The sequence below is a fragment of the Sphingobium sp. FG58 genome (assembly GCF_057809055.1).
Window position 1 is genome coordinate 460,893 of record NZ_JBMDJF010000001.1, and the last position, 24,241, is coordinate 485,133.

Genomic DNA, 24,241 nt, shown 5'->3' on the forward strand with positions numbered 1-24,241 from the left:
CACCAAGGATCGTCTTGGGTGCGCCCGAAGGCACCCGATGTCTCTGTTTTGCAGATTAACGCGGTGTGGAGAGGCATCTAAATTTGCGTTAGAAGACGATGATCTGCAAGCATCTGAGCTGATGGCGGCTTTAGAGATCATGAAATTCGTCATTGGATGGCAAAAAGTGGCGCACACCCCCAAACAAAAAAGGGGCCGCCGGGCAGGCGACCCCTTCTCATCCTCTCCCGCGAAAGCGGAAGTGTGTCTGTTTAGTCAGACTTGGGCTGGAGGTTGACGGCGGCATATTTGCCGCGACGGTCGACTTCCAGTTCAAAGTCCAGACGGTCGCCTTCATTGAGGGCGGCCATGCCAGCGCGTTCGACGGCGCTGATGTGGACGAAGGCGTCGGGCTGGCCGTCATCGCGCTGAATGAAGCCAAAGCCCTTCATCGCGTTGAAGAATTTGACCGTGCCGCTGGCGCGTTCGCCGGTCAGCTGACGCTGCGGGCCGCCACGATCGCCACCGGGCGCACCACCGAAACCACCGGCGCGGGGTTCGCGCGGTTCACGCGGCGGACCACGATCGGTAACGGGGAGCGGTTCGCCTTCGATCTTGAGATCGGTCGCCGACACCTTGCCGCCACGATCGACCAGGGTGAAGCCCAGCTGCTGCCCTTCGGCCAGACCGGTGAGGCCAGCCTGCTCGACAGCGCTGATGTGAACGAACACGTCTTCGCCGCCATCGTCACGGACGACAAAGCCGAAGCCCTTTTGACCGTTGAAGAATTTGACGACGCCTGTGCCTTCGCCAACGACCTGCGCGGGCATACCGCGACCACCGCCGCCGCCGCCGGCAAAGCCGCCGCCACCGCCGCCGAAGCCGCCGCGATTGCCACCACCGGCAAAGCCGCCGCCAGCAGGACGATCGCCACCGCCGAAGCCGCCGCGATCCCCGCCGAAGCCACCACCGCCGCCGCCGAAGCGGTCACCGCCACCGAAGCCGCCACCGAAACCGCCGCGACCACCGCCGCCGCCAGCGCCCTGATCGTAGAAATTGTCGTCGCCGAAACCGTCGCGCTTGTCCTTGCCGCGCCCGCCGCGGCGACCTCTGTCAAAACTCATGCCCTGTTAGTCACTTTCGCTTCGCCCCAAGACCAATCGGACAAACATGTCGGGCGAATGACATGCACAATCCACCGCAAAGGCGCGGTTTGGGAATCACTATATCAACTTTTTGGGGGAGCGCGAATGTTTTTACAGGTAAGGTTTCGGGTAGGACTTCGGCTGATCCCACGCCCCTGTCGAACCATCCTGTCGCACCATCGGCAAAGCCTTTGATTGCGATATCCCCGCTTTGCCCATAGAGGGGAAGCCATGACCGTCCATTTCCATGAAGAAGATCTGCCCGCTGGCGTGCTTGCCCCCGGTCCGGTCGCCGTCGATACCGAAACCATGGGGCTGATCACCCCGCGCGACCGCCTCTGCGTAGTGCAGATCAGCGATGGCAAGGGCGATGAACATCTGGTGCGTTTTGCCGCCGGATCGGACTATGCCGCGCCCAATCTGCGCGCCGTGCTGGCCGACCCGGAACGGCTGAAACTCTATCATTTCGGGCGTTTCGACATCGCCGCGATCAAATATTATCTGGGCGTGGTGGCAGCGCCCGTCTATTGCACCAAGATCGCGTCGCGCCTGATCCGCACCTATACCGACCGCCATGGCCTGAAAGAACTGGTGCGCGAATTGCTGGGGCAGGACATCAGCAAGCAGCAGCAGTCGAGCGACTGGGGCAACCCGACCCTGACCGACGCGCAGAAGGATTATGCCGCGTCCGACGTGCGCTTCCTCCACGCGCTGCGCACCGAGCTGAACAAAAGGCTGGAGCGCGAAGGGCGGATGGAACTGGCCCAGGCCTGTTTCGATTTCCTGCCGCACCGTGCCGAACTCGACCTGGCGGGATGGCCGGAGATCGACATCTTCTCCCATATGTAAGCGAATCGGGTAGTCGTCATCATGTCCGTCCAGGCCGATCAGCAACGCGATGTGCGCCGCCACTGGGCGCGGCCGGGGGGGAGCCATGACCGGCTGGTCGGCACGCTCAAAAACTGGCTGCCGGTCGCGGTCGGCGTGCTGAGCGCGCTGCTGGCGACCGCGCCCTTTACCGGCGGCGACAAGGTCAGCTTCGTTCTGGACAAGAACAAGGTGGAAGTCGCCAAGGAACGGATGCGGGTGACCGAGGCGCTCTATCGCGGGCAGGACAGCAAGGGGCAGCCCTTTTCCCTGCGCGCGGGGTCCGCGGTGCAGAAAAGCTCGCGCGAACCGATTGTTGATTTGAACAGCATGTCCGCGCGCATATTGCTGTCGGATGGCCCCGCCGTGCTGAGCGCGCAAAAGGGCCGCTATGACATGGAGACAGAGCGGGTCGGGATCGAGGGACCGGTGCAGTTCGAGGCGGCGGGCGGATATCGCCTGACCACGCGCGACGTCGGCATTGACCTCAAGACCCGGCGGATGCGCAGCGCGGGCCGGGTCGACGGGCGCATCCCGATCGGCACGTTCAGCGCCGACCATCTGGAAGCGGACATGGGCGCGCGGACGGTGACATTGAATGGCCGGGCCAGCTTGCGCATCGAACAAAATGGCCTCAAAGGGCGGAACTGATGAAAGCTTCCTATCTTCTGCTGTCGATCGGCTGCGTGGGCGCCGCTGGCCTGTTGTTCGCGGGTGCGGGCGCTCAGGTCGTCGGCAATCATAACAGCAACGCGCCGGTCAATTTCACCGCCGACCGGATCGAGGTGCAGGACCGCGCCGACCGTGTCGTCGTGTCGGGCAATGTCGAAGTGACGCAGGCGGGCATGACACTCAACGCTGCGCGCATGACGGTGGCCTATCGCAACCAGCCGGGCGGTGGCACGGGCGGGGTGGAGATCGACCGGATCGACGCATCGGGCAATGTCGTGGTGACCAAGGCGGACCAGACCGCACGCGGCAATGTCGCCATTTACGACCTCAACAGCAAGCTGATCACCATGCTGGGCAATGTTGCGCTGACCCAGGGGTCGAACCGGTTGACCGGCGGGCGACTGGTGATGGACCTCAACACCGGGCGCTCGACGGTCGATGGCCGCGCGTCGGGTGGCGGCGCTGGCGTTACGGGCAGCGCCGGGGGCCGGGTGACCGGGACATTCTCGGTGCCGCAGCGGAAGAATTAAGCGCGGGCGTTGCACGGTTTCCGTGGCGCGACGAACCGTTTGTCGGTGGGGTTGATCCAGCGTGGAGACCCTGTAACAATCAGGGATTGCACATTTTTAATTGCGCTGCGATAAGCTGTCCATGACATTGGCGGCAATCGTTCTAGTGATATTCGCCATTGCGCTCGGCAGCGCCATTCTGAGCGCGCGCCGCTGGAACATGACGATCGGCGTCATCAGTGGCCTGGCGGTCGGTCTGGCCAGCTGGGCAGTAGCCTCGATCGGCATCGTGATCTGGTTTTCCAAAGGCTAGGCAGGCGCGAAAAGGCGGGCCTTGTGCCTATCGCCTCAAGGCCTGGCATCCCATTGGACCAGCGTCACGCCGCCGTCCGCATCGAGCGCCAGTTCCCCGAACGCCCCCGTCCGCAGTTTAAGCGAGCCTAGCGACAAACCCGCGGCCAGCAGCGCGAAGCGGGCGGCGCCATTGCTGGTAACGAGCAGATCAATCCCCTCCCCACCTTCAGCGAAATAAACGCGCCAGGCGGCAATGCGCGCGTCGGCGCCCACGATCCAGTCGACAGGGGCGATGGCGCGCTCGTCCCAGTCGGCGATCGCCTGCGCGCCGATGCGGGCCAGCACCTGCGCCTCCGGGCGGCCTTCGTCGGGACCATGGTCGATCTCGCCCAGCCAGTCGCGCGTGCCGTCCGGCGCATGGCCGGTGGCGTCGGCGATCGCCTGTGCAGTTTGGCGGGCGCGCAGCAGCGGGCTGATGAGGAGCCGGGTGATGGCAAAGTCCTGTGTGGCAAACCATGCGCCCAGCCGCTGCGCCTGCGCATGGCCGCTCTCGACCAGCGGCAGGTCGGTGCGCGACCCGATGCGGCAGGCCTGCGCGCTGCTGGCAAAGGTATTGCCGTGGCGGATGATGAAGAGGCGGCGCATGGCGTCAGGGGGGCGTCGGGTCGCCATGCCGGGCGATCAGTGCCTCGACACGGCTGATGTCCGCTTCGGTATCGATCCCGCTGCTGTCGAACAGCGGCGGATCGACCGCCACGGTCGTGACCGGGATGCCCAGTTCCAGCAGGCGGAGTTGCTCCAGCCCCTCCAGATTTTCGAGCGCCGTGGGGGGGCAGGCCTCGAACGCGCGCAGGGCGTCCAGCGCATAGCCGTAAAGGCCGACATGCCGCCACACGGGCGAGACGGGCTGGCTGACGCGCAGGGCATCTTCGCCCCTGATGGCGGGGATGATATTCTTGGAAAACCATAAAGCCCGGCCATCGGGCGCACGGGCGCAGCAGGTGCCGCTGAAGGGGGAGCGCGTCTTGTGATCGCGCAGGGCATCGAGCGCGGCCCAATCGAGCGCAATCACCGGGGTGGCGACCTGCGCGCCTGCCTCCAGCGCGGCGATGACAGCGCCGAGCGCCCCCTGCGGCTGGAAGGGGGAATCGCCCTGGAGGTTGACGACGAAACGCGGCGGGGTGGCCTGCGCCAGCGCAGCGGCCAGCGCGCGGCCCGATCCGGTGGCGATGGCGCTGTCGGTCATCACAGCGTCACAGCCGATGGCGCGGGCGTGATCGGCGATTGCGTCGTCATCAGTGGCGACGATCAGCGCTACCCCATCGCGGGTGCCAATGGCGGCGCGAGCCATGGCGATGGTGCGATGGAGCAAGGTGCGCCCGGCGATCAGGCGCAGCGGCTTGCGCGGCAGGCGGGACGATCCCGCCCGCGCGGGAATGACGACAAGCTGGTTCAGGCGACGCCCGCGTTCAGCAGGTCGTGCATATGGACCGCACCGATCAACTTGCCCTTGTCGCACACGAACAGCAGCATGACGTTGCGTTCGTGCATCAGGTGCAGCGCTTCCTGCGCCAGTTCATCCGGTCCCACCGCCAGCGGCGTGTGCGTCATGAACCGTCCGACCGCCTCGGTCAGATTCTGCTTGCCGGTCACCGTGCGGCGCAGGTCGCCATCGGTGAAGGCGCCGATCAGCCGCCCGTCGCGATCAACGACCGCCGTGCCGCCCAGACGGGCGCGGGTCATTTCGATGGTGGCGTCCAGGAGCGAAGCATCCTCCTGCACCGAAGGGATGTCACCCCCCTTGGCCATCAGTTCGCGCACCTTGATCAGTTGCGCGCCAAGGCGACCATTGGGGTGGAATTTGTGGAAATCATCGGCGGAAAATCCGCGCATTTCCATCAGCGCAATCGCCATCGCGTCGCCAAAGGCCATCTGCACCGTGGTCGATGTGGTCGGCGCAAGCGAATTGGGGCAGGCTTCGGGCACGTCGGGCATCAACATGCAAATGTCTGCGGCGGTGGCCACCGTGCTGTGCGCCTGCGCCGTCATGCCCAGCAGGGGGATGGCGAAGCGCTTGCAATATTGGATGATGGGACCAAGTTCGGTCGATTCGCCGGAATGGGACAGCATCAGCACGACATCGTCGGGCGTCACCATGCCCAGATCGCCATGGCCGGCGTCGGCGGGATGCAGGAAGATGGCTGGCGTGCCGGTCGACGTCAGCGTCGCCGTCATCTTGCGCGCGACGATGCCGCTCTTGCCGATGCCGGTCACGATCACGCGACCCCGGACATTCATGATAACGCCGATCAACCGCACGAAGGTGGCGGCAAAGTCGCGTTCAGCAAATTGCGCTTCCAGCGCATTGAGGCCCAGCGCTGCGACAGACAGGCTGTGGCAGGCCGCTTTAACAATCCGTCCGCCCGACCCGAACGGCACGATTTTCGATGCAAGTGTCGACACGCGTTTGCCCTTTTTCCCGCGTGTTGCCGCCAGATACCCGGCTGGCACATGCGGCGACGATCCACCTTATTCGATGCGTCGTCTTTCCCTTGTTCCGCGACCCCTAATCGGCTTGACCACCGATACAGCGCAACTGTTTACGCTGTTTCAGGCACTTATGGCAAACCATTTTGCAACTGCGAAAAGAATTTCAACGCAGTTTTCCTTCACACCGTCGCCGTTGGGCAAGGTGAGGCGACTGAAGCCGGAGACGAGCCGTGGAACTTTTGGCGGCGCAATGTGTGCGCTGCAATGCGATGTCAGCGCGCCTGATGATAGTCGCGATACCAGGCCACGAATTGCGGCACGCCCGATTCGATTTGCGTGGTTGGGGCAAAGCCGATGTCGTGGGCGATGGCGCTGATGTCGGCAAAGGTGGCGTGAACGTCGCCCGGCTGCATCGGCTGGAAATCGATCTGCGCCTTTTGGCCCAAGGCGTCCTCCAGCACCGCAATCAGGTGCATCAGTTCCTCAGGCTTGTTATTGCCGATATTATAGAGCCGGTGCGGCGCGCGGCTGCCGCCCGGCTTGGGCGCGCCGTCGTCGGCAGGCGGATGGTCGAGGCAGCCGATCACGCCCGCAACGATATCGTCGATATAGGTGAAATCGCGCTGCATCCGGCCATGGTTGAACACCGGTATCGGTTCGCCCGCGAGGATCTTCTTGGTGAAGATCCACATCGCCATGTCGGGCCGACCCCATGGCCCATAGACGGTGAAGAAACGCAGCCCGGTCATCGGGATACGGAACAGATGGGCGTAGGTCTCGCTCATCAGTTCATCAGCGCGCTTGGTCGCGGCATAGAGGGAGACGGGGTGGTCGGCCCGGTCCTCGACCCGGAAAGGCAGGCTGTCATTGCCGCCATAGACCGACGAGGAGGAGGCATAGACCAGATGCCGCACCCGCCGCTCACGCGCCAGCTCCAGCATGTTGACATGGCCCGCCAGGTTGGAACGGACATAGGCGTGCGGGTTGATCAGCGAATAGCGCACGCCGGCCTGCGCGCCCAGATGGACGATCGATTCGATCACCTGATCGGCAAGCGCCGCGTGCAGTGCATCATTGTCGGCGAAGTCCAGCTCGTGAAAGGTGAACAGCTTGCCATGCGCCTTTTCCAGCGCGGCGATCCGATCCCGCTTGAGCGAGACGGGATAATAATCGTTCATATTGTCGATGCCGACCACGGCATGGCCCTGCGCCATGAGCCGATCGGCGACCGTCATGCCGATAAAGCCGGCTACGCCGGTGACCAATATCGTCATGCTATTCATTCTCCCACGCAAAGTCGCGCCAGCGGGCGGCGCACCCTGTCAGTCACACCAAAGTAGCGGGCGATGTAAAGGCTTTTCGCTCCATTTGCCCCGATGTCCCATCCGATCGCCCTCCGCTTAGACGGCAAAGTTTAGGCTTTCCCTAATCTTTGCCATTTAAGGCGGAAAGCCATGGACATGGCATCGCATCCAGCGCCCCCCGTTCCCCTGCCGCCGGGCCTGTCACCGGGAACGAAGCCGCGCGCGCGCTGGGCGGCGCTAGCGAAGGAGGCGGCGGAAGCCAATGCCTTTTATGCGCCCGACATGCTGGGCGCGGCGATCGACCATCTCGCAAATGACGGTTCTGTCCGGCTGATCGAGGCGCGGGCGGGCGACCATCTGATCGGCCTGTTGCCGGTGGTGGTGCAGCCGCGCCATGGCCGCCTGCCGATCGGCTGCGTTGCCAACTGGATGCATGATCATTGTTTTTTTGGCGCGCCGATGATCCGCGCCGGGCAGGAAGTGGCGGCATGGCGCAGCTTCCTTGGCCAGCTGGACGATGCCCCCTGGGCGCGCGGCTTCCTGCATATGGAGGGGCTGGACGCCGCCGGGGCCAATGCCGCCGCGCTGGAGGCACTGTGCGTCGAACAAAGGCGCGGACGGCGCGAAATTCACCGCTACGACCGGGCGATGCTGCGGTCGGACCTGACCGCTGACGCCTATTGGGACGCCAATGTGCGATCCAAGAAGCGCAAGGAAATCCGCCGCCTGCAAAAGCGGCTGGCCGAACTTGGCACGATCGAGACAAGGCTGCTGGCCGAGCGCGCCGACCTGCCGCAATGGTGCGCCGATTTCCTGGCATTGGAAGCGTCGGGCTGGAAAGGGCAGGAAGGCACGGCGCTGGCCTGCAAGCCCGCCGACGCCGCCTTTTTCCGCGCGGCCTGCGCCGCCGCCTTCGACGCGGGGCGGCTGCATATGCTGCGCATCGACCTCGATGGCCGGGCGATCGCGATGCTGGCCAATTTCCGCCATGGCGCGGGGGCTTTCTCCTTCAAGATCGCTTTTGACGAGACGCTCGGTCGCTTTTCTCCCGGCGTGCTGATCGAGATCGCCAATCTGCACGCGGTGCAGGATGATCCCGCGATCGGCTGGATGGACAGCTGCGCCGCGCCCGACCATCCGATGATCGACAGCCTGTGGGCGGAACGGCGCACGATCGTGCAATATCGCATCGCCCTGCGCGGCACCGGCCTGGCGCGAGTCCAGCGCGCCGCCGCCTTCGCCCTCGTCAACGGCCTTGAATCTTTGGCCAGCCTTTTGAAAGGACAGCGATGACCGCCCATCGCCCGATCGCCGCAACCGATGCTGCGACCTTCCCCGCCACGACCTTCCCCAATAGCGCGCGCGCGACCTTCGCCGCCGCCTATCCCGACCAGCCGGTCGCGCTGAGCCATAATCTGGTCGGCCACATGCTGCTCAGCCTTGATGCGCTCGCTGTGCTCGCCGAGCGTATGCCTGCGTCCAGCGTCGAATATAATCTGGGCAAACTGCCTCTGGGCGTGCGGCCTGAGGATACGCCCTCCAACGGGCTGACGCTGGGCGAAACCATTCGCACGATCGAGACCAATGGCAGCTGGGCGGTCCTCAAAAATGTCGAGCGTGATCCGGCCTATGCCGCGTTGCTCGACGCGGCGCTGGCCGAACTCGCGCCGATCGTCGCGGACAAGACCGGGCCGATGCTCCACCGCGAAGCCTTCATCTTCCTGACCTCGCCGGGCAGCGTCACCCCGTTCCACATGGACCCGGAGCATAATATCCTGCTCCAGATCATGGGGTCCAAGGTCATGACCATCTTCCCCGCGCGCGACGAAGCGCTGGTCCCGGCGCAAAAGAGCGAGGAATTTCACGGCGGCGGCCATCGCAACCTGATCTGGCAGGACGGGTTCAAGGCGCTTGGTACCCCCTTCCCGATGCAGCCGGGCGACGCGGTGCATGTGCCGGTCAAGGCGCCTCATTTCGTCGAGAATGGCCCCGCCGTCTCGGTCAGCCTGTCGGTGACATGGCGGTCCGAACGCAGCGTGGCGGAGGGCGAATTGCACAGTTTCAACGCGCTGTTGCGACGCCGCAGCCTGCCGGTAGGCACCGTCAGCGCCCAGCCCGAAAAACAGGGCATCCGTCGGCTGGTCTACCGCATCATGCGGAAGCTGGGCGCTTAAACACCCGGCGCAGCAGCGCCTCGGCCGCCAGCCGCGGTGTAAAACGTTCGATCACCCACCATTCCAGACTTTCCTCGCGCGTGGACAGGCTCTGCTTGTAGCGGTCCTTTCCCGCCAGCAGCGAATAGAGCGTCAGGCCGCGCGCGGCATAATGATCGACGGCGGCGGCATGGCAGAGCAGGCCCGGCTTGTCCTTGCCCGTGCGCGGTTCGGCAAAGGCGGATTGATAGTTGAGCGCCTGACCGCAATGCACGAAATTGACCAGCAGGCCCACGACCCCGCCCGCATCGGTAAAGCGTAGCAGGTCGACCGCACCGCTGGCCCGCCCCTGCTCCACGATGGTCGCGACAAAGCCGCGAAAGGCGGGATCGTCCCAGGCATTGTCGGCATGACGCCCGCTGTTGAGCGCTGCCATCTCCGCCAGCCAGGGCGCGACTTCATTCGCGCCCGCCCGTGCGACATGGGGCAGGCCGCCGCCATGGTCCTTGATCGCGCGGCGGATCTGGCTGCGCGTATTGGCGCTCAGGAGCGAGAGATAATCACCGCTTGCACCGCGCACTGCGTCGAGATCGACCTGATAGACGGGCGAGGCATCGACCCGGCGCTTCGTCCCGGCGGGCAGGGCCAGCAGCGCCGAATCGGGCGCAATCCCGCTCAGCCGCAGCGCCCGCCAGTCGCGGCGGCGGGCCAATGCAGCGATGGCGGCGGTCGCAGCCTCCGCCTCCTGCCCACGCATGGTCAGCAGGCCATTATATTCGACATAGGGCCGGTCGGCGTGCGCGTCGCCCGACTGGTTGAGGCTCAATGTCGCGACCCGCCCCAGCAGGCGCGGCATCATCGCATGGCCGACCAGCGCCAGCGCGACGTCTCCGCCCGCTTCATCAGTCAACGCCAGCAGTTCGGGCCGCACATCATAGCTGTCGAGCCACGCGCCAACCCAGTTCCAGCTGAGGAAAAAGGCCGCATCTGCCTGCGCTTCGAGCGCCTGCCAGCGAGCAGAAAGCGCCGCCCGGTCAGGCAGGGGCAGGAATTGCGCGGTTAGAGCCATGGCGCCCTCTTGTGGCAGAGCGCCCCGTGCGGTCAAGCGGCTCTGCTAGGCGAATACGCGCCGGTCAGGATCGACCGTGCCATCGGCGCGCACCCCGGCGCGGGCCAGGTCGCGGCGGATATGCCCGGTCAGATAGCGGTGCCACATGACGAAATCGGCGCGCAGCGACCAGAGCGGATAGCGGAAGGTCGCGGGCCGGTTCCGCTCGATCAGGCCATGGCCGATCCAGGCAAAGCCATAGCCCACGATCGGCAGGGCCAGCGCCATCCACCAGCGCCCGGCGACCGGTGCCGCCGTCAGCAGCGCCACGACCATGCTTGTTCCCGCATAGTGCAGCGCGCGCGTACCGGGACGCGCATGTTCCTGCAGATAATAGGGCCAGAAATCGCGAAATTGGGTGATGGCGGGCACGGTAATCCTCTCTGCCGACACATTATCCCAAGGGCTGATCGATGTTAAGCGCGATGCGTCAGACTGTGCTGCGATTGGGGCCTCTATCGGGCGCGAACAGGAAATAGTCATAGGTCGCCCGCGCCGCTTCCGCCATGATGCGGTCGCGCGTCGCCTGCCCCTTATGATCCTGCATCACGAATACGGTGATGGCGAACAACCGCCCGTCGGGCAGGGTGATGACGCCCGTATCATTGCCGGTGCCGTTGAGCGACCCGGTCTTGTGCGCGACCAGCGTGCCGGGCGGCAACATGCCCGGCAGTCGCGCCTTGCCAGTACGGCAGCGTTCCATGATCGACAGCAACGCCACCGTGCTGCGCCCCGACAGCGCCCTGCCCGTGCGGATCGCGGCGACCAGATCGGTCATCGCGGTCGGCGTGGCGGTATCGCGCGGGTCCTGGGCAAAGGCGATGTTGGGGATGTCGCGCGCATCGCGTTCGCGCAGCGTCGGGTCGGCGGCCATGGCAGCGGCGACATTGCGGTTGAAATTGCCGGGCCGGGGGGCCAGCCCCATGGCGCGATACAGAAGGTCGGCGGTGTTGCTGTCGACCCGCAAGCCCCTGATCCCCAGCCCCGCGACCCAGTGATGCACCGCCGCCGGGCCGCCTGCGCGCGCGACCAGCAGGTCGGTCGCGTCATTGTCGCTGCGGGTCAGCATCAGGTCGAGCAGCATCGCGACCGATACTGGCCCGGCCGGACTGGCCAGCCGGTCCTCCAGCGTCAGCGCACCAGCATCGACCATCGCAAAAATGCGCCCCGCCACCGCGACCTTATAGGCGCTGGCCATCGGGAAGAGCGTATCCCCGTTGAGCGAGAGCGTTTCCCCGGTGCCAAGGTCGCGCACGACGATGCCGACCGTGCCGTCGGTCAGGCTGGCGAAGCGCTGGAACTGGGCGATCAGCCGCGTCTCGGCGGTCTGCTGCACTGCTGTCTTGGCCGGGCCAAAGGCGTCGGCATCGGGCAGGGGCGCCAGAAACAGGCCAAGCGCGGCCAACATGGCGATGGGACGAAGCGAAACCATATGCCCCCATGTCGCCAATGCGCAGGCCAAGCGCAAGAGAGTTTACCGCGATTCGCGCGTTGACAGGCCTTTGTCGCGCGGGCCATCACCCCGCCATGAGTAGCGCCATCAAGTTGCACGAAAGCTGGCTGACCCCGCTGGCCGACCAGTTCGCCACCCCGCATATGCAGGGGCTCAAAGCCTTTCTGGCGGCGGAGAAGGCGGCGGGCAAACGCATCTTCCCCAAGGGCCGCGACTATTTCCGCGCGCTCGACCTGACCCCGCTCGACCAGGTCAAGGTCGTGATCTTGGGGCAGGACCCCTATCATGGCGAGGGGCAGGCGCATGGCCTGTGCTTTTCGGTCCAGCCCGGCGTGCGCACCCCGCCATCCTTGGTCAATATCTACAAGGAGATGGAGGCGGACCTGGGCATCCCGCGCGCCTCCCACGGCTTTCTGGAACATTGGGCCAGGCAAGGCGTGCTGTTGCTCAACAGCGTGCTGACGGTCGAAATGGCGCGCGCGGCCTCCCATCAGGGCAAGGGCTGGGAGCTGTTCACCGATGCCGTCGTGCGGCTGGTGGCGCAGCAGGAAAAACCCACCGTATTCCTGCTCTGGGGCGCCTATGCCCAGCGCAAGGCGGCGTTCGTCGACCAGAGCCGTCATCTGGTGCTGAAATCCGCCCACCCTTCACCGCTATCGGCGCATAATGGCTTCCACGGATCGCGGCCCTTTTCGCAGGCCAACGCCTTTCTGGAAGCGCATGGCCGCGGGGCGATCGACTGGGCCTTGCCGCCGCTGTGACCGAATCGTGAAAAGTACCCGCCTGCGCATCTGCACCGCCAAGCGGCGCTATGGATCGGAAGCGGACGCGCAGGCCGCGGCGGAGCAAGCGACGATCATATTGCGCCCCTATCGCTGCGACCGTTGCGGGCAGTTCCACCTCACCAGCCGAACCAAGGGCAAGCGCGTCCCGCGTCCCGCGGCCTGCAGGGTGAGAGCGCCCCTTCTCCCCGGCGGGGAGAAGGATACGAAGCCTTACCGAACGCAGTGAGGTTAGGCGAAGTTGGATGAGGGGGATCAACGCTGGAGTGGCATATCTTCGCGAGGCCAGCACACCCTCACCCAGCTCCGACTAGGCAGCAAGCTGCCAAGTCTGCGCAACCCTCTCCCTGGAGGGAGAGGGAATAACAAAAGTGAGGCCCGGTCCTGCTTGCGCAGGCCGGGCCTCTTCCCTCTCCAAACCAAATCCGGTGGATCAGCCGTCGTAATCGCCGCCGATATTCTGGTTGCGCGGCGGGGCCGCCGCGGTCAGGCGCAGGGCTTCGGCCGACTGCGCGATCGATCCGATTTCGTCCGGCGTATCGTCATCGTCAATCTGCACCTTCTGGAGCGAGGCGACGACCGAATCATGCAGTTCGGCGGGCAGCACCGTTTCCTCGGCGATTTCGCGCAGGGCGACGACGGGGTTCTTGTCCCGGTCGCGGTCCACGGTCAGCTCTGCGCCGCCCGAAATCTCCCGCGCGCGCTGGGCGGCGAGCAGGACGAGGTCAAAACGGTTGGTAACCTTGTCGACGCAATCTTCGACGGTAACGCGGGCCAAACGGGCCTCCTGCAACAAATGGAATGATTAGTGGGCCGGTTAGCAGCGCCCCTGTCTCAAGTCAATGAAAAGGCCATAAAGCCGTGGCGCACCCGGCCAAAAGGCGGCATGAGGGCGCGATGGCGACCCCCGTGAAAGTCCAAGCGCCCGACATCGCCGTCACGCTGGACGGCAATCATCTGCGCCTGATCGATGATGGCGCGGCCCTGTTCGACGCGCTGGTGGCGCTGATCACCGGCGCGCGCACCTCGCTCAAACTCTATTATTATATCTTTGCCGATGACGGCAGCGGCTTGAAAGTGCGCGACGCGCTGGTCGCGGCGCGGGCGCGCGGCGTGGCCGTCACGCTGATGGTCGACGGCTTTGGATCATCGCGGACCCCCGACGCTTTCTTTGCGCCATTGATCGAGGCAGGCGGGCATTTCGGCCGTTTCGGCACGCGCCGGTCGACCCGCTACCTGATCCGCAACCATCAGAAGATGGCGATCGCCGATGACGCGCGGATGCTGATCGGCGGCTTCAATGTCGAGGATGGCTATTTCGGCATCCCGCCGCACGACAGTTGGGCCGACCTTGGCCTGTGGATCGAGGGGCCGCAGGTCGAGGCGATGAGCCGCTGGTATGGCCAACTCTGGCGCTGGGTCGCGACGCGCAAGCAGCGTTTCCGCACACTGCGCTACATGGTGCGCCACTGGCACCCCTCGCTCCACCATGATCCCGCCGATCCGTTCCGCTGGCTGATCGGCGGACCGACCCGGCGACTCAGCCCCTGGGCGCAGGTGGTCAAGCATGATCTGGAACAGGCGCAGCGGGTCGATATGGTCGCGGCCTATTTTTCGCCCGGACGCGGGATGCTCAAGCGGATCGCCCGCGCGACAAGGCGCAAGGGTGCGCGGATCATATTGCCCGCAAAGTCGGACAATGGCGCGACGATCGCGGCAGCGCGGCTGCTCTACGGACCGCTGCTCAAGCGCGGGGTGGAGATTGCCGAATATCAGCCCCGCAAGCTGCACATGAAGCTGATCGTCATCGACGATGCCGTGTTCATCGGATCGGCCAATTTCGACATGCGCAGCTTGTTCGTCAATTTAGAGGTCATGCTGCGGATCGACGATGCCGGGTTTGCCACGTCCGTGCGCGGCCTGATCGACCGGATGGCGCGGGACAGCCGTGTCGTGACGCTGGAGAGCCATCGCGCCAGCCGCACGCTGCTGACGCTGGCCAAGCAATGGATCAGCTATCTGCTGGTCGGCGTGCTGGACTATACTGTTACGCGGCGGCTCAATTTCCGCGATCCCGACGCCGATTGACGGGGGGAAGGGTCAGCCCCTCCCCCGCATCATCAACGGCCGGTATCGCTCAGCACGCGGACCTGCCCGACCGGATAGCCCTTCTCGGCCATTTCCTTGGCATAGTCGCCGCGCGCGTCGGCCAGTTCAGCACGATATTCCTCCCAGGCGTCGCGATTATCCTCCGCATCGGACGCGCCGCGCAGATCCTTGGTCAGTTCCTTGCGCGCTTCGGCAAGGTCGGTCTGATAGTTGAACCAATAATCATTCTCGATCCCGGCAATCGGCGCCTGATAGGTCAGCTGGTTTTCAACCTGCGCCAGTTGCTCCTCATAGCTGACCGGCCCTTCGCCCTGGGCGAGCGCGGCGGTGGACGTCAGGGTGAGCAGGGCGGCAGTGGCCAGAAAAGACGAACGCTTCATGGGGTTTCTCCTCATTCCTCGTGAAACACGAAGGAGACAACGCCCCGACCCCGCCCTTTTTCGCTGAACGAAACGACAGAATGGATGAAATGCGCCCATGCAACGACGAACGGAGCCGCTCAACGCACGATCAGGTAAAATCCCGCAGGCGATGAACCGCCATTTTCGATCACGATATCATAGCGCTCGGTAAAGACCGGCAACCAGGCGCAGTCCGCCTGTGGCCCGCCCACCGCCTTGGCGCACAGGGTCGCGCCGTCGGACCCCTGCACCCGGATCGACAGGCCAGCGCCGCCGGCCCCGCCCGCCGGTGCGATGGAAATTTGCGCGCGCTGTCCGGCCAGGAATAATTGCCGCATGGTGAAGCTGCCGCCCGCCACCAGCGACCCGCGCCTGTAGGCCGGACCCAGCGCCCGCCCGCGAAAGGCGAGCGTCGATCGGGTCACGCCGCGCGTCTGCGCCTCCTGCGTCCACAGCGCGGCGAGATCATCCTGCCCCTCCGCAGGGGTCGCCCCCAGCGCCTTCAAAACCTGCGCTGTGTCCATCAGCTGCGCGGCATTGCCCCCGGCCAGCGCCGCGTCCCCCTCCATCAGCGTGCGCAACACCGGATCGGCGGGCAGCATGTCGGCTGCGGGCGCGGCGGGCGTCGTGGCAAGCAGCAATGCGGGCAGCAACAGCCTAATCATTCTGATCCTCCAGCTGCCAAATCCTCGAACTGAACGACGAAGCGCGCACCGGGCGCTGCGTCCTCCACGTGCAACGACAGTTCATGCCGTTGCGCAATCGCTCTGGCAAGCGCCAGTCCCAGCCCATGCCCGCCACCTGATCCGACATCGAGCCGGACATAGCGTTCGAAAATGCGCGCGCGGTCCGCCGCCGGGATGCCGGGGCCGTCATCCTGCACCACGATGCGCGGGCCGGGCGACAGCTCCAGCGCCACCGATCCGCCGCTCGGCACATATTTGAAGGCATTGTCGAGCAGGTTGGACATCAGCCGCATCATCTGCATCGGGTCCGCGCGGAGCATCACCCCCGGCGCGATCCGGGCATGAAAGCCGATGCCCAGTTCCTCCGCGCTTGCGCCATAGAGATCCGCCAGCGTCTCGGCGATATCGCTCAGATCGACCTCCGCCAGTCCGCGCAGGTCACCGCGCAGCGCCTGCGTACCCGCTATGTCGAGCAGCGAGTCGAGCAGCCGCACGACCCCGCGAATTTCGCCGCGCGACTGGTCCAGCGTGCGCAGCAGGCCCAAGTCCTGCGTCCCTTCCATCGCCTTCAATATGCGGGTGTCGAGGTGCATCAGCGGGGTGCGGATTTCATGCGCGGTCTGATCCGACACGGCGCGCTGCGCCTCGATCAGCCGTTCGACCTGATCCAGCATCGCATTGGTATTGCCCGCCAGTTCGGCCAGTTCGTCACTGGTCCCCGCGCCCGGCACCCGCGCTGCAATCCATCCGGCGCGGACGGCGGCGAAGGTCGCGTTGACCGCCTCCACCCGTGCGCGCAGGCGGCGCGCGGCAAAATGGCCCGCAGTCAGGCTGAGCAGCGCGATCAGCGCGCCCGCCACGGCAAAGGCCGCCGCCAGCCGGGCGAGCAACGCCTCCCCCCGCAAATTGCTGCGCCCGACCAGCAATTGCGCCGCCGGGCCGAGCCGGGTCGCGCGCGCGAACATGCGTCGCCCGTCGGGCAGGGTAACGAAGCGCGCTTCGGACACGCGCGAGGATAATTTCGGCCAGCGTTCCAGATTGCCTGCGATGCGGCGGCCCTGCGCGTCGGCCAGCAGATACCAGCCCTGCTCGCCATCCTCCCGCTCGACCGCCAGCCGATCGGCGATGCGCGCGCGCAACTCCGTGTCGCCGCCGCTCACATAAATATCCGCAAGGCCAGCCAGATCGGTATCGACCTCCCGCGCCAGCATCGCCCGGCCATCATCGGCGACGATCTTTTCGACCACCAGAAACAGCGCCAGCGTGGACAACAGGCTGACCAGCAGCGCCGACAAAGTCACCCGGCCGAATACCGAGTGGAACAGATTAATCCTACCCAACGGCCGATCCGCTGGCAGGTCCGGCCCCCGCCGCGATCAGCCGGTATCCGGTGCCCCACACGGTTTCCAGCACCGGGCCGTCAAACCCCTCCTCCAGCTTGCGACGCAAGCGTCCGACATTGACGTCGACGACATTGGTCTGCGGATCGAAATTCAGCTTCCACACATGGCGCAGCAGCATTTCGCGCGTCACCACCTCGCCCGCATGGTCCATCAGATAGCGGAACAGCTCAAATTCCTTGGGCGACAGCGCCAGATGCCGACCCTGGCGATAGGCGGTGCGCGCCTTGGCATGACATTCCAGATCGCCAAACAGCAGCACCGAATCATGATTGCGGCGGCTGGCGCGTCGCCACAGCGCGCGGACGCGGGCGACCAGTTCGTCCGGCTCGAACGGCTTGGCCAGATAATCGTCGACCCCGCTTTCCAGCCCCTCGACCCGATGTTCGCTGCGCCCCAGCGCCGACAGCATCAGCACAGGCGCACCCACGCCCGCGCCGCGCAGCCGGGTGACGATATCGATGCCCGAATAATGCGGCAACATCCGGTCCAGGATCAGCACGTCATGCCCGCCGCTGCCCGCGCGCGTCAGCCCGGTCGCGCCATCCTCGGCCTGTTCCACGGTCATGCCCGCATTGCTCAGGATCGCGGCGATATTGGCGCGCGCGGCGGCGTCATCCTCCACCAGCAGCACGGAAATCTGGTCAGTCTGCCCCATCATGTCCCCCGCTACACGAATGGAGGGAAAGCCTGCCAGTGACAATATCTGTTAGGGGTGGGCGTGTTTGGGAATGTACCTTCGCACATTCGGGCCGCACCAGCCCTCACCCCCACCCGGCCACCCATAGGCTACTGTCGTAGGATGGCCGGGTGGGGGTGAAGGCCGATGCGGCATTCGGCGATCAGCCGTGCAGCGCGCCCCGGAACATGATGACCGAGATCACGACCAGATAGATGCCAAAAATCTTCTTGAGCGGTGAAGCTGGCAGGCTGTGCGCGGCGGCCACGCCCAGCGGCGCGGTCAGCATCGACATGGACGCGATCGCCAGGGTCGCTGGAATATTGACATAGCCCAGCGATCCCCAGGGCAGCCCGCCTTCCTTCAGGCCGATGAGGGCAAAGCCGATGGTGGTCGGAATGGCGATCAGCGTGCCGATGCCCGAAGCGGTGGCGATAGCGCGGTGGATGGTCCGGCCGCACAGGGTCATCACCATGATCGCGATGACGCCGCCGCCAATGCCGAGCAGCGAGGAGAAGGTGCCAAGCCCGCCCGCAATCCCCATGCGCAATATGCCCGACGGCATGGTGTCGCTGACCACCTTGCCGCTGACGCTGGGCAACAGGAAGTTGAGCGACATCAGGCCGACGCCCGTGGCGAAGATCATCTTGAGCGTATTGCCGTTGACATGGCCCGCGAGCAGCACGCCAGCGCCGCAACCCAGCACGATCCACGGCGCCCAGGCGCGCAGCACTTCAAATTCCACCGCCCCGCGCCGGGCATGGGCCAGCAGCGACCGGATCGAGGTGACGATGATGGTCGCAGCCGACGTGCCGATCGCGACATGGGCAATCGCCTCATGCGTGCCGCCCAGCAGCGGCAGCACCACCAGCAAAGCAGGCACGACGACGAAACCGCCGCCAATGCCGAAAATCCCGGCGGCAAAACCGGCCACCAGCCCGGCGGCCAGCATCGAAACCAGCGGCACCAGCCAGATCATGACATCGCCGTGCATCACCGCGCTCCCTGTTCCCGTGCCTGACCCATGGTCAAGCTGTTGCGAACGCCCTTGCAGGTCAAGGGGGCGAATGACGGGGAATCGATCATCACGGGAAACCATGCCTCTCTTCGGCGAAACCGGACAAGGGACACGGATCAGCGGTCCCTTGTCTGGCTAGACGAACAGGCGCGGCTAACCCGCAACAGAGACAGGCAAAAGTTGGCGGGCGGGCTTTGCGCCCCTTCTCACGCCACCGCCTCTGCCGCCTCCACATAGGCCAGCCCCAGTGCCTCTGCGACTGCGCGATAGGTGACTTTCCCGTCCCACACATTCAGCCCCGCCAGCAAATGCCGGTCGGCCCGCAACGCATCCTTCCACCCCAGATCGGCGATCCGCAGCGCATGGGGCAGCGTCACATTATTGAGCGCATAGGTGCTGGTGCGCGCCACCGCGCCCGGCATATTGGCGACGCAATAATGGACGATCCCATCGACGATATAGGTGGGATCGGCATGGGTGGTGGCATGGCTGGTCTCGAAACAGCCGCCCTGATCGATCGCGACATCGACCAGCACCGCGCCTTTTTTCATCGTTTTCAGCATGGCCGCACTGACCAGCTTGGGTGCCGCCGCGCCGGGGATCAGCACCGCGCCGATCACCAGATCGGCGTCCGCGACACATTCGGCGAGGTTCGCGCGGTTGGAAAAGCGCGTCTTGGCCCGCGCCTCGAAATACATGCCCAGCCGCTCCAGCACTTCGGGGCTGCGATCGAGGATGGTGACGTCCGCGCCCAGACCCGCCGCCATCTGCGCCGCGTTGAAGCCCACCACCCCGCCGCCGATCACCGCGACCTTGGCAGGCAGCACGCCCGGCACTCCGCCCAGCAGCACGCCACGCCCGCCATGCGCCTTTTCCAGCGCGGTCGCCCCCGCCTGTATCGCCATGCGGCCCGCGACCTGACTCATGGGTTTGAGCAACGGCAGGCCGCCATGATCGTCCGTCACCGTTTCATAGGCGATGCAGATGGCCCGGCTGGCGATCAGGTCGCGGGTCTGGTCGGGATCGGGGGCCAGATGCAGATAGGTGTAGAGGATCTGCCCCGACCGCAGCATGGCGCGCTCATCGACCTGCGGCTCCTTGACCTTGACGATCATGTCGGCGCTGGCGAACACCGCCGCCGCGGTCTCGACGATCCGCGCGCCCGCTTTCTCATACAGCGCGTCATGCGCCCCAATCCCCTCGCCTGCGCCCGTCTCCACCAGCACGTCATGGCCATGCGCGGTCAGTTCATGGACGCTTTCGGGGGTCAGGCCGACGCGATATTCATGATTCTTGATTTCCTTGACGGTGCCGACGATCATCCGCTCTCTCCCGCTATCCTGTTGCGGCTATAGCGCGAATGACGCGACGAATGTTCCGTTAAGGCGCGGCCCGCACCGGCACCGGCGCATTGCACAGATCGACCCCGCCAGCGGGACGATCGTAAAAATCATCCTTCCGGTTGGCGCGCAGGTGCAAATAGGTGGCGAAGCTGGCCGAGGCGACGTCCATCGCCTGAAAACGCGGCCTTTCGGCGTCGGGCAAGTCGCTCGCCAGCCGCACCGACAGGATCGGCACTTTTTTCTCGTCCGCCGTGTAGAAACCCAGCTCGCCCGACCCGCGCGGCAGGCTGGACAGATGCGCCATCCCCTCGACCACCCGGCCGACCACCGCAATATTGCGATCGAGCTGGCGCGGCGCATGCCCGATCACCGCATATAGCTCCGCACCCGTCCCGGCATCCGGCGAAACATTGCGGCCTACGCCCACAAAGCCATAGCAATGCGGCAGCCATGCGCCATCGCCGTCCATCGCCATCGGCCAGCCATCGACATAGCCGGTCTGGGGCGCATAGGCGTCCGCCGAGGGCGAGGGTGTGATCGCCAGCCGCACATTGGCGATCGATCGGACATAATCAACAGAACTGGTCGGCGACAGCCCAGGCGGCAGCGGCTTCTTTTCCGTCACATCGCCCCATTGCACGACATAATTATCCTGCACCCGGTTGATGCTGGTCCCGTCCCACCAATGCGCCCTGGCCAGCGCGCGGATATTGGCGACATGGCGCGGCGCAAAGCCGGGCGCGACCTGAATCACCACCCGCTTGCCCCCCTCGATCGTCATGACCAGCAGATCCTCCGCCGCGATCGCGCGCCAGGCGCTGGCCGGCGCTGCGGCCACGACGGCGGCGGGCGTTGCAGGCGGATCAGCGGCGATGGCGGCAGAAGCGGGGACAAAAGCGAGCAGCGCGGGCGCGAAAAAACGGATCATGCGCCGATCAGAGCGCCACCGCACAGGAAAGTAAAGCATCCCCTTGCCTAGCCGCCTTCGCCGCGATAGGGAGCGCGACTTCCAGTGCAATGCGGAGCGGTGGCCGAGTGGTCGAAGGCGCTCGCCTGGAAAGTGAGTATACGCCAAAAGCGTATCCAGGGTTCGAATCCCTGCCGCTCCGCCACCACCCTGTCCTTACACATCCGTTCCGAATCACTAAAAGCCCAGCATTTCTGCGGCTTTCAGCGTGATTCGTATCCACTTGCATCCCTGCCCGTCCACCGGTGACCGATTGGAAATGTGGGAAAGAATGTGGGAGAATTGGCGGCATGGGAAAGCTCTCCGCTACCGCTGTGAAAGCAGCAACGCGCCCCGGGCGGCTCGGCGATGGCGACGGCCTGTTTCTTGTGATTCAGCCCGGCGGCGGCAAGAGCTGGGTGTGTCGGGTGCAGAAGAATGGCAACCGGCGCGACTTTGGTCTGGGCAGTGTATCCAAGGTTTCGTTGGCGACAGCCCGGGAACGGGCACGGGAAATCCGCACTTGGGTCGAGCTTGGACTGGACCCGATATTTGAACGGCGCAAAGTGCGGGGAATTCCCACTTTCCGGCAGGCGTCCGCCAGGGTGATTGCCGCCTACAGCAAGACATGGCGCAACGAGAAGCATGAGAAACAGTGGCTTCAGACGCTCGAAACCTATGTGTTTCCTCAGATCGGCGACTTACAGGTTCATGAGATCACCGGCCCGATGATCCGGAACCTGCTATCGGACATTTGGCTCGCCAAGCCAGAGACAGCGCGGCGGGTCCGGCAGCGTATCGGCACGGTTCTCGATTGGGCTTACGCTTCGGGCTATCGTGAAACAGAAGCGCCGATGCGCGCGATCACGAAGGGGCTTCCACGACAGCCCAAGCAGGATGGGCACTTCGCGGCTATGCCCTATACGAAAGTATCCGCGTTCATGGTCAAACTGACGGAGCGAGAATCCTTCAGTCGTCTTGCACTGCGCTTTGCCATCCTGACAGCCGTGCGATCCGGCGAAGTTCGAGGCGCGACATGGGAAGAATTCGACCTGAAAGAGAAGCTGTGGACCATACCGGCAACACGCATGAAAGCATCGCGCGAACATGTCATTCCCCTGTCTGCACCGGCGCTTGCAATTCTTGAGCGATGCCTGGAACTGCGGATCGGATCGCGCTCGTTTGTCTTCCCAGGAGCCAGAGGTGACGCACCGATGAGCGACATGACGCTCACAAAATTGCTCCGCGAGATGAAGGAGGACGTGACCGCCCATGGTTTTCGCTCCACTTTCCGGGATTGGGTCAGCGAAGAAACCAATCACCCCGGCGAAATAGCGGAAGCTGCCTTGGCGCACCGGGTCAAGGACAAAACAGAAGCCGCATACCGGCGCGGAAACCTCCTAGAAAAAAGACGGAAGTTGATGGACGAGTGGGCGGCATATTGCTTGAAGCGATAACCCAGAACCCATGCCTGAAAGGCGAGTGCACACCCATTCGAGAGGCAGCGCGAACGGTCAGATTTCCCATCTTATAGACGCACGACTGGCCGGTTGCGGACTGTCGGGTCAGGGAGCAGTAGGCGCTAATAACCGCCCTTCCGCTGTCAGACTTTCTCACTGGGAATGGGCCACTCAGCGGAGGGGCGGTTCACGAAGGCCGTAGGGTTGATGGATCGCTGTGGATGGCTTGGTCTATACGCGCCACTGCTTTGAAACCACGGGGCACTCATGCTTTCCCCAACAAGTCCGCCAGCTTGGCATATCTGCGCTGCTCGCTCTCTTGCTGGAGCCGTTTCGTATCCTCGACCACCCATTCCATATAGCGCGTCTGTAAGCGCAGCAGGGTTTCGTAGACCGTACCGATACGCTCAAAGAAGCCCCATAGCTCATCAATGATAGCTGGCTTGGGTTCCTTCCAGACAAGGCGCGCTTTGCTGCCCTTTCCATCGACTTTGAATTCGCCCTTACCGCGTTCAATCTGGACGATGCAGCCCGCTTCATCATCACGCCAAAGGTCATGGATATAGCGGTTTCGCCTATCGTGAAGCTTGCCCTCAATCTCAGCCAGCAGCGCGTCCAATTCCTTCGCCCAATCGTCATTCGGTTTGAAGGTGTGAAGCGACTTCCTGAGCATCGCAAGTTGAGATCGGAAGTCCGTATGAGCCAATACAATGCCCCTCATTTCCGGGTTGGGCTGTGCAGCCAGAACGGTATGCTCAACCATTGAGCGAACGCCATCTTCGACCATTCCCCAGACGACCACCACACCGCCTAGAGCTTCTGTCATGTCTCCAAATGTCGGCTTCTCGGTCATTCGGATTGTTCTCCAAACGTCAGTTTGATTTGCGCGTTGTCGCTTTCCAAAATGCCATCGCCGCGAGTCCAATCCATATGTAAGCCATACCGTAGTCTGGTCCGATGACGGTCACGATATCGCCCACGCATTCATATCCGCCCTGACCGTCTCTCACCGTCTGGGTACACTCGCCATGATGGGTCGCCGTAGCTGATTGATAAGCGGCCATTATGAGCATTCCTGCTATCGCTGCCGTTATGCCGCGATTGAGGCGATCATTATCAAATGGGTCCATATCCAGCTTGCCGCCCACATAGCGTAGCGCCAGCCAAAGGATTGTGGGGATAGCAGCCAGATAGGCTACGCGAATGACCATCCCATATGGCTGAACAGGCCCAAAGACGAGCAGCGCCACAAACACAATGCCTACGATGTAATCGCGGTTCTTCTCGCTCAGCCCGTAAGCAAAATCTTCATCCATTGCAGCACTTACCCCTTTGCGCCCTTATGGCCGTTATCGAGCAAGGCCGCCAGCCTTAGAGACGTCCGCAATTGTGAAGGGTTTCGGGCGCTTGCGTACGAAAGCCTCCAGTGCAGGAACCCGCGGG

At 64.3% G+C, this 24,241-nt stretch carries 28 protein-coding genes and 1 tRNA gene; 11 read left to right on the forward strand and 18 right to left on the reverse strand.

What is annotated here, in order from left to right:
• Positions 1-251: 251 nt before the first annotated feature.
• The gene (locus ACODR8_RS02495; protein ID WP_489005788.1) at positions 252-1,103 is read right to left on the reverse strand and encodes a cold-shock protein; all 852 of its coding nucleotides are present in this window, start codon (positions 1,101-1,103) and stop codon (positions 252-254) included.
• A 252-nt stretch (positions 1,104-1,355) separates the two neighbouring features.
• On the opposite strand from ACODR8_RS02495, the gene ACODR8_RS02500 reads away from it, so the two are divergent.
• From ACODR8_RS02500 to ACODR8_RS02515, 4 genes are all read left to right on the forward strand, one after another.
• Complete coding sequence (locus tag ACODR8_RS02500) at positions 1,356-1,973, forward strand: ribonuclease D (protein WP_489005789.1); 618 nt, start codon at positions 1,356-1,358, stop codon at positions 1,971-1,973.
• A gap of 21 nt (positions 1,974-1,994) precedes the next feature.
• Positions 1,995-2,642 carry an LPS export ABC transporter periplasmic protein LptC gene (locus tag ACODR8_RS02505; RefSeq protein WP_119746149.1) on the forward strand — a complete coding sequence of 216 codons (648 nt, stop codon included), beginning with the start codon at positions 1,995-1,997 and terminating at the stop codon, positions 2,640-2,642.
• Positions 2,642-3,193 (forward strand): LptA/OstA family protein, encoded by a 552-nt coding sequence (locus ACODR8_RS02510; RefSeq protein ID WP_489005790.1) that lies wholly within the window; start codon positions 2,642-2,644, stop codon positions 3,191-3,193. Before ACODR8_RS02505 ends, ACODR8_RS02510 begins: the two co-directional genes overlap by 1 nt.
• A gap of 121 nt (positions 3,194-3,314) precedes the next feature.
• Positions 3,315-3,485, forward strand: coding sequence for a hypothetical protein (locus tag ACODR8_RS02515; protein WP_489005791.1), 171 nt, complete (start codon positions 3,315-3,317; stop codon positions 3,483-3,485).
• Between the two features lie 35 nt (positions 3,486-3,520).
• Here the strand turns inward: ACODR8_RS02515 and ACODR8_RS02520 are convergent, their stop codons facing one another.
• From ACODR8_RS02520 to ACODR8_RS02535, 4 genes are all read right to left on the reverse strand, one after another.
• Positions 3,521-4,111: a histidine phosphatase family protein gene (locus tag ACODR8_RS02520; RefSeq protein WP_489005840.1), complete on the reverse strand. Its 591-nt coding sequence runs from the start codon at positions 4,109-4,111 to the stop codon at positions 3,521-3,523.
• Positions 4,112-4,115: 4 nt separating this feature from the next.
• Positions 4,116-4,922: a 3-deoxy-manno-octulosonate cytidylyltransferase gene (gene kdsB, locus ACODR8_RS02525; protein ID WP_489005841.1), complete on the reverse strand. Its 807-nt coding sequence runs from the start codon at positions 4,920-4,922 to the stop codon at positions 4,116-4,118.
• Positions 4,919-5,929 carry a KpsF/GutQ family sugar-phosphate isomerase gene (locus tag ACODR8_RS02530; protein WP_217672592.1) on the reverse strand — a complete coding sequence of 337 codons (1,011 nt, stop codon included), beginning with the start codon at positions 5,927-5,929 and terminating at the stop codon, positions 4,919-4,921. The genes kdsB and ACODR8_RS02530 overlap by 4 nt, the downstream gene beginning before the upstream one ends.
• A 299-nt stretch (positions 5,930-6,228) precedes the next feature.
• On the reverse strand, positions 6,229-7,230 hold the full coding sequence (locus tag ACODR8_RS02535) for an NAD-dependent epimerase/dehydratase family protein (protein WP_489005792.1): 1,002 nt from the start codon (positions 7,228-7,230) through the stop codon (positions 6,229-6,231).
• 180 nt (positions 7,231-7,410) lie between these two features.
• On the opposite strand from ACODR8_RS02535, the gene ACODR8_RS02540 reads away from it, so the two are divergent.
• Together ACODR8_RS02540 and ACODR8_RS02545 are read left to right on the forward strand one after the other, a co-directional pair.
• Positions 7,411-8,553, forward strand: a complete 1,143-nt coding sequence (locus tag ACODR8_RS02540) for a GNAT family N-acetyltransferase (protein ID WP_489005793.1) — start codon at positions 7,411-7,413, stop codon at positions 8,551-8,553.
• Positions 8,550-9,434 (forward strand): transcriptional regulator, encoded by an 885-nt coding sequence (locus ACODR8_RS02545; RefSeq protein ID WP_489005794.1) that lies wholly within the window; start codon positions 8,550-8,552, stop codon positions 9,432-9,434. Before ACODR8_RS02540 ends, ACODR8_RS02545 begins: the two co-directional genes overlap by 4 nt.
• On the opposite strand, the gene ACODR8_RS02550 is transcribed toward ACODR8_RS02545, so the two are convergent.
• The 3 genes from ACODR8_RS02550 to ACODR8_RS02560 are packed head-to-tail and all read right to left on the reverse strand — an operon-like array spanning position 9,412 to position 11,953.
• The gene (locus tag ACODR8_RS02550) at positions 9,412-10,482 is read right to left on the reverse strand and encodes a GNAT family N-acetyltransferase (RefSeq protein WP_489005795.1); all 1,071 of its coding nucleotides are present in this window, start codon (positions 10,480-10,482) and stop codon (positions 9,412-9,414) included. The two genes, ACODR8_RS02545 and ACODR8_RS02550, sit on opposite strands and share 23 nt — an antisense overlap.
• Before the next feature lie 45 nt (positions 10,483-10,527).
• Complete coding sequence (locus ACODR8_RS02555; protein ID WP_489005796.1) at positions 10,528-10,893, reverse strand: Mpo1-like protein; 366 nt, start codon at positions 10,891-10,893, stop codon at positions 10,528-10,530.
• 58 nt (positions 10,894-10,951) lie between these two features.
• Positions 10,952-11,953, reverse strand: coding sequence for a serine hydrolase (locus tag ACODR8_RS02560; protein ID WP_489005797.1), 1,002 nt, complete (start codon positions 11,951-11,953; stop codon positions 10,952-10,954).
• Positions 11,954-12,048: 95 nt separating this feature from the next.
• Here ACODR8_RS02560 and ung point away from each other — a divergent pair, with 95 nt between their 5' ends.
• Both ung and ACODR8_RS02570 read left to right on the forward strand, forming a co-directional pair.
• On the forward strand, positions 12,049-12,735 hold the full coding sequence (gene ung / locus ACODR8_RS02565; RefSeq protein ID WP_489005798.1) for a uracil-DNA glycosylase: 687 nt from the start codon (positions 12,049-12,051) through the stop codon (positions 12,733-12,735).
• Positions 12,736-12,742: 7 nt separating this feature from the next.
• Positions 12,743-12,985: a hypothetical protein gene (locus ACODR8_RS02570; RefSeq protein ID WP_489005799.1), complete on the forward strand. Its 243-nt coding sequence runs from the start codon at positions 12,743-12,745 to the stop codon at positions 12,983-12,985.
• 204 nt (positions 12,986-13,189) lie between these two features.
• Here the strand turns inward: ACODR8_RS02570 and rpoZ are convergent, their stop codons facing one another.
• Positions 13,190-13,534 carry a DNA-directed RNA polymerase subunit omega gene (gene rpoZ, locus ACODR8_RS02575; RefSeq protein WP_026002539.1) on the reverse strand — a complete coding sequence of 115 codons (345 nt, stop codon included), beginning with the start codon at positions 13,532-13,534 and terminating at the stop codon, positions 13,190-13,192.
• A gap of 119 nt (positions 13,535-13,653) precedes the next feature.
• On the opposite strand from rpoZ, the gene ACODR8_RS02580 reads away from it, so the two are divergent.
• A complete protein-coding gene (locus tag ACODR8_RS02580) occupies positions 13,654-14,844 on the forward strand; it encodes a phospholipase D-like domain-containing protein (protein WP_489005800.1) in 1,191 nt (396 codons plus the stop codon).
• Between the two features lie 32 nt (positions 14,845-14,876).
• On the opposite strand, the gene ACODR8_RS02585 is transcribed toward ACODR8_RS02580, so the two are convergent.
• The 7 genes from ACODR8_RS02585 to ACODR8_RS02615 form a co-directional block, all read right to left on the reverse strand.
• Positions 14,877-15,245 carry a hypothetical protein gene (locus ACODR8_RS02585; protein WP_489005801.1) on the reverse strand — a complete coding sequence of 123 codons (369 nt, stop codon included), beginning with the start codon at positions 15,243-15,245 and terminating at the stop codon, positions 14,877-14,879.
• Between the two features lie 119 nt (positions 15,246-15,364).
• Entirely contained in the window at positions 15,365-15,931 is a 567-nt protein-coding gene (locus ACODR8_RS02590) for a hypothetical protein (protein ID WP_489005802.1), read from the reverse strand.
• Positions 15,928-17,292 carry a sensor histidine kinase gene (locus tag ACODR8_RS02595; RefSeq protein WP_489005803.1) on the reverse strand — a complete coding sequence of 455 codons (1,365 nt, stop codon included), beginning with the start codon at positions 17,290-17,292 and terminating at the stop codon, positions 15,928-15,930. The genes ACODR8_RS02590 and ACODR8_RS02595 overlap by 4 nt, the downstream gene beginning before the upstream one ends.
• Positions 17,285-18,010 (reverse strand): response regulator transcription factor, encoded by a 726-nt coding sequence (locus ACODR8_RS02600; RefSeq protein WP_489005842.1) that lies wholly within the window; start codon positions 18,008-18,010, stop codon positions 17,285-17,287. The genes ACODR8_RS02595 and ACODR8_RS02600 overlap by 8 nt, the downstream gene beginning before the upstream one ends.
• A gap of 184 nt (positions 18,011-18,194) precedes the next feature.
• Complete coding sequence (locus ACODR8_RS02605) at positions 18,195-19,025, reverse strand: sulfite exporter TauE/SafE family protein (RefSeq protein ID WP_489005843.1); 831 nt, start codon at positions 19,023-19,025, stop codon at positions 18,195-18,197.
• Positions 19,026-19,255: 230 nt separating this feature from the next.
• Positions 19,256-20,371, reverse strand: coding sequence for an alanine dehydrogenase (ald, locus tag ACODR8_RS02610; protein ID WP_489005804.1), 1,116 nt, complete (start codon positions 20,369-20,371; stop codon positions 19,256-19,258).
• 58 nt (positions 20,372-20,429) lie between these two features.
• A complete protein-coding gene (locus ACODR8_RS02615) occupies positions 20,430-21,320 on the reverse strand; it encodes a peptidylprolyl isomerase (RefSeq protein WP_489005805.1) in 891 nt (296 codons plus the stop codon).
• Between the two features lie 93 nt (positions 21,321-21,413).
• Here ACODR8_RS02615 and ACODR8_RS02620 point away from each other — a divergent pair.
• Together ACODR8_RS02620 and ACODR8_RS02625 are read left to right on the forward strand one after the other, a co-directional pair.
• Positions 21,414-21,504: transfer RNA gene (locus ACODR8_RS02620), tRNA-Ser, on the forward strand.
• 145 nt (positions 21,505-21,649) lie between these two features.
• Positions 21,650-22,795: a tyrosine-type recombinase/integrase gene (locus ACODR8_RS02625; RefSeq protein ID WP_489005806.1), complete on the forward strand. Its 1,146-nt coding sequence runs from the start codon at positions 21,650-21,652 to the stop codon at positions 22,793-22,795.
• A gap of 268 nt (positions 22,796-23,063) precedes the next feature.
• Here the strand turns inward: ACODR8_RS02625 and ACODR8_RS02630 are convergent, their stop codons facing one another.
• Both ACODR8_RS02630 and ACODR8_RS02635 read right to left on the reverse strand, forming a co-directional pair.
• Entirely contained in the window at positions 23,064-23,651 is a 588-nt protein-coding gene (locus ACODR8_RS02630; protein WP_489005807.1) for a hypothetical protein, read from the reverse strand.
• 19 nt (positions 23,652-23,670) lie between these two features.
• A complete protein-coding gene (locus ACODR8_RS02635; RefSeq protein WP_489005808.1) occupies positions 23,671-24,114 on the reverse strand; it encodes a hypothetical protein in 444 nt (147 codons plus the stop codon).
• Positions 24,115-24,241: the final 127 nt, after the last annotated feature.

Excerpts from the sequence above, each read along its gene's own strand:
- ACODR8_RS02495 (WP_489005788.1), bottom strand. The coding sequence starts at position 1,103 with ATGAGTTTTGACAGAGGTCGCCGCGGCGGGCGCGGCAAGGACAAGCGC.
- ACODR8_RS02500 (WP_489005789.1), top strand. The coding sequence starts at position 1,356 with ATGACCGTCCATTTCCATGAAGAAGATCTGCCCGCTGGCGTGCTTGCC.
- ACODR8_RS02505 (WP_119746149.1), top strand. The coding sequence starts at position 1,995 with ATGTCCGTCCAGGCCGATCAGCAACGCGATGTGCGCCGCCACTGGGCG.
- ACODR8_RS02510 (WP_489005790.1), top strand. The coding sequence starts at position 2,642 with ATGAAAGCTTCCTATCTTCTGCTGTCGATCGGCTGCGTGGGCGCCGCT.
- ACODR8_RS02515 (WP_489005791.1), top strand. The coding sequence starts at position 3,315 with ATGACATTGGCGGCAATCGTTCTAGTGATATTCGCCATTGCGCTCGGC.
- ACODR8_RS02520 (WP_489005840.1), bottom strand. The coding sequence starts at position 4,111 with ATGCGCCGCCTCTTCATCATCCGCCACGGCAATACCTTTGCCAGCAGC.
- ACODR8_RS02535 (WP_489005792.1), bottom strand. The coding sequence starts at position 7,230 with ATGACGATATTGGTCACCGGCGTAGCCGGCTTTATCGGCATGACGGTC.
- ACODR8_RS02540 (WP_489005793.1), top strand. The coding sequence starts at position 7,411 with ATGGACATGGCATCGCATCCAGCGCCCCCCGTTCCCCTGCCGCCGGGC.
- ACODR8_RS02545 (WP_489005794.1), top strand. The coding sequence starts at position 8,550 with ATGACCGCCCATCGCCCGATCGCCGCAACCGATGCTGCGACCTTCCCC.
- ACODR8_RS02550 (WP_489005795.1), bottom strand. The coding sequence starts at position 10,482 with ATGGCTCTAACCGCGCAATTCCTGCCCCTGCCTGACCGGGCGGCGCTT.
- ACODR8_RS02560 (WP_489005797.1), bottom strand. The coding sequence starts at position 11,953 with ATGGTTTCGCTTCGTCCCATCGCCATGTTGGCCGCGCTTGGCCTGTTT.
- ung (WP_489005798.1), top strand. The coding sequence starts at position 12,049 with ATGAGTAGCGCCATCAAGTTGCACGAAAGCTGGCTGACCCCGCTGGCC.
- ACODR8_RS02580 (WP_489005800.1), top strand. The coding sequence starts at position 13,654 with ATGGCGACCCCCGTGAAAGTCCAAGCGCCCGACATCGCCGTCACGCTG.
- ACODR8_RS02585 (WP_489005801.1), bottom strand. The coding sequence starts at position 15,245 with ATGAAGCGTTCGTCTTTTCTGGCCACTGCCGCCCTGCTCACCCTGACG.
- ACODR8_RS02590 (WP_489005802.1), bottom strand. The coding sequence starts at position 15,931 with ATGATTAGGCTGTTGCTGCCCGCATTGCTGCTTGCCACGACGCCCGCC.
- ACODR8_RS02600 (WP_489005842.1), bottom strand. The coding sequence starts at position 18,010 with ATGGGGCAGACTGACCAGATTTCCGTGCTGCTGGTGGAGGATGACGCC.
- ACODR8_RS02605 (WP_489005843.1), bottom strand. The coding sequence starts at position 19,025 with ATGCACGGCGATGTCATGATCTGGCTGGTGCCGCTGGTTTCGATGCTG.
- ald (WP_489005804.1), bottom strand. The coding sequence starts at position 20,371 with ATGATCGTCGGCACCGTCAAGGAAATCAAGAATCATGAATATCGCGTC.
- ACODR8_RS02615 (WP_489005805.1), bottom strand. The coding sequence starts at position 21,320 with ATGATCCGTTTTTTCGCGCCCGCGCTGCTCGCTTTTGTCCCCGCTTCT.
- ACODR8_RS02625 (WP_489005806.1), top strand. The coding sequence starts at position 21,650 with ATGGGAAAGCTCTCCGCTACCGCTGTGAAAGCAGCAACGCGCCCCGGG.
- ACODR8_RS02630 (WP_489005807.1), bottom strand. The coding sequence starts at position 23,651 with ATGACCGAGAAGCCGACATTTGGAGACATGACAGAAGCTCTAGGCGGT.
- ACODR8_RS02635 (WP_489005808.1), bottom strand. The coding sequence starts at position 24,114 with ATGGATGAAGATTTTGCTTACGGGCTGAGCGAGAAGAACCGCGATTAC.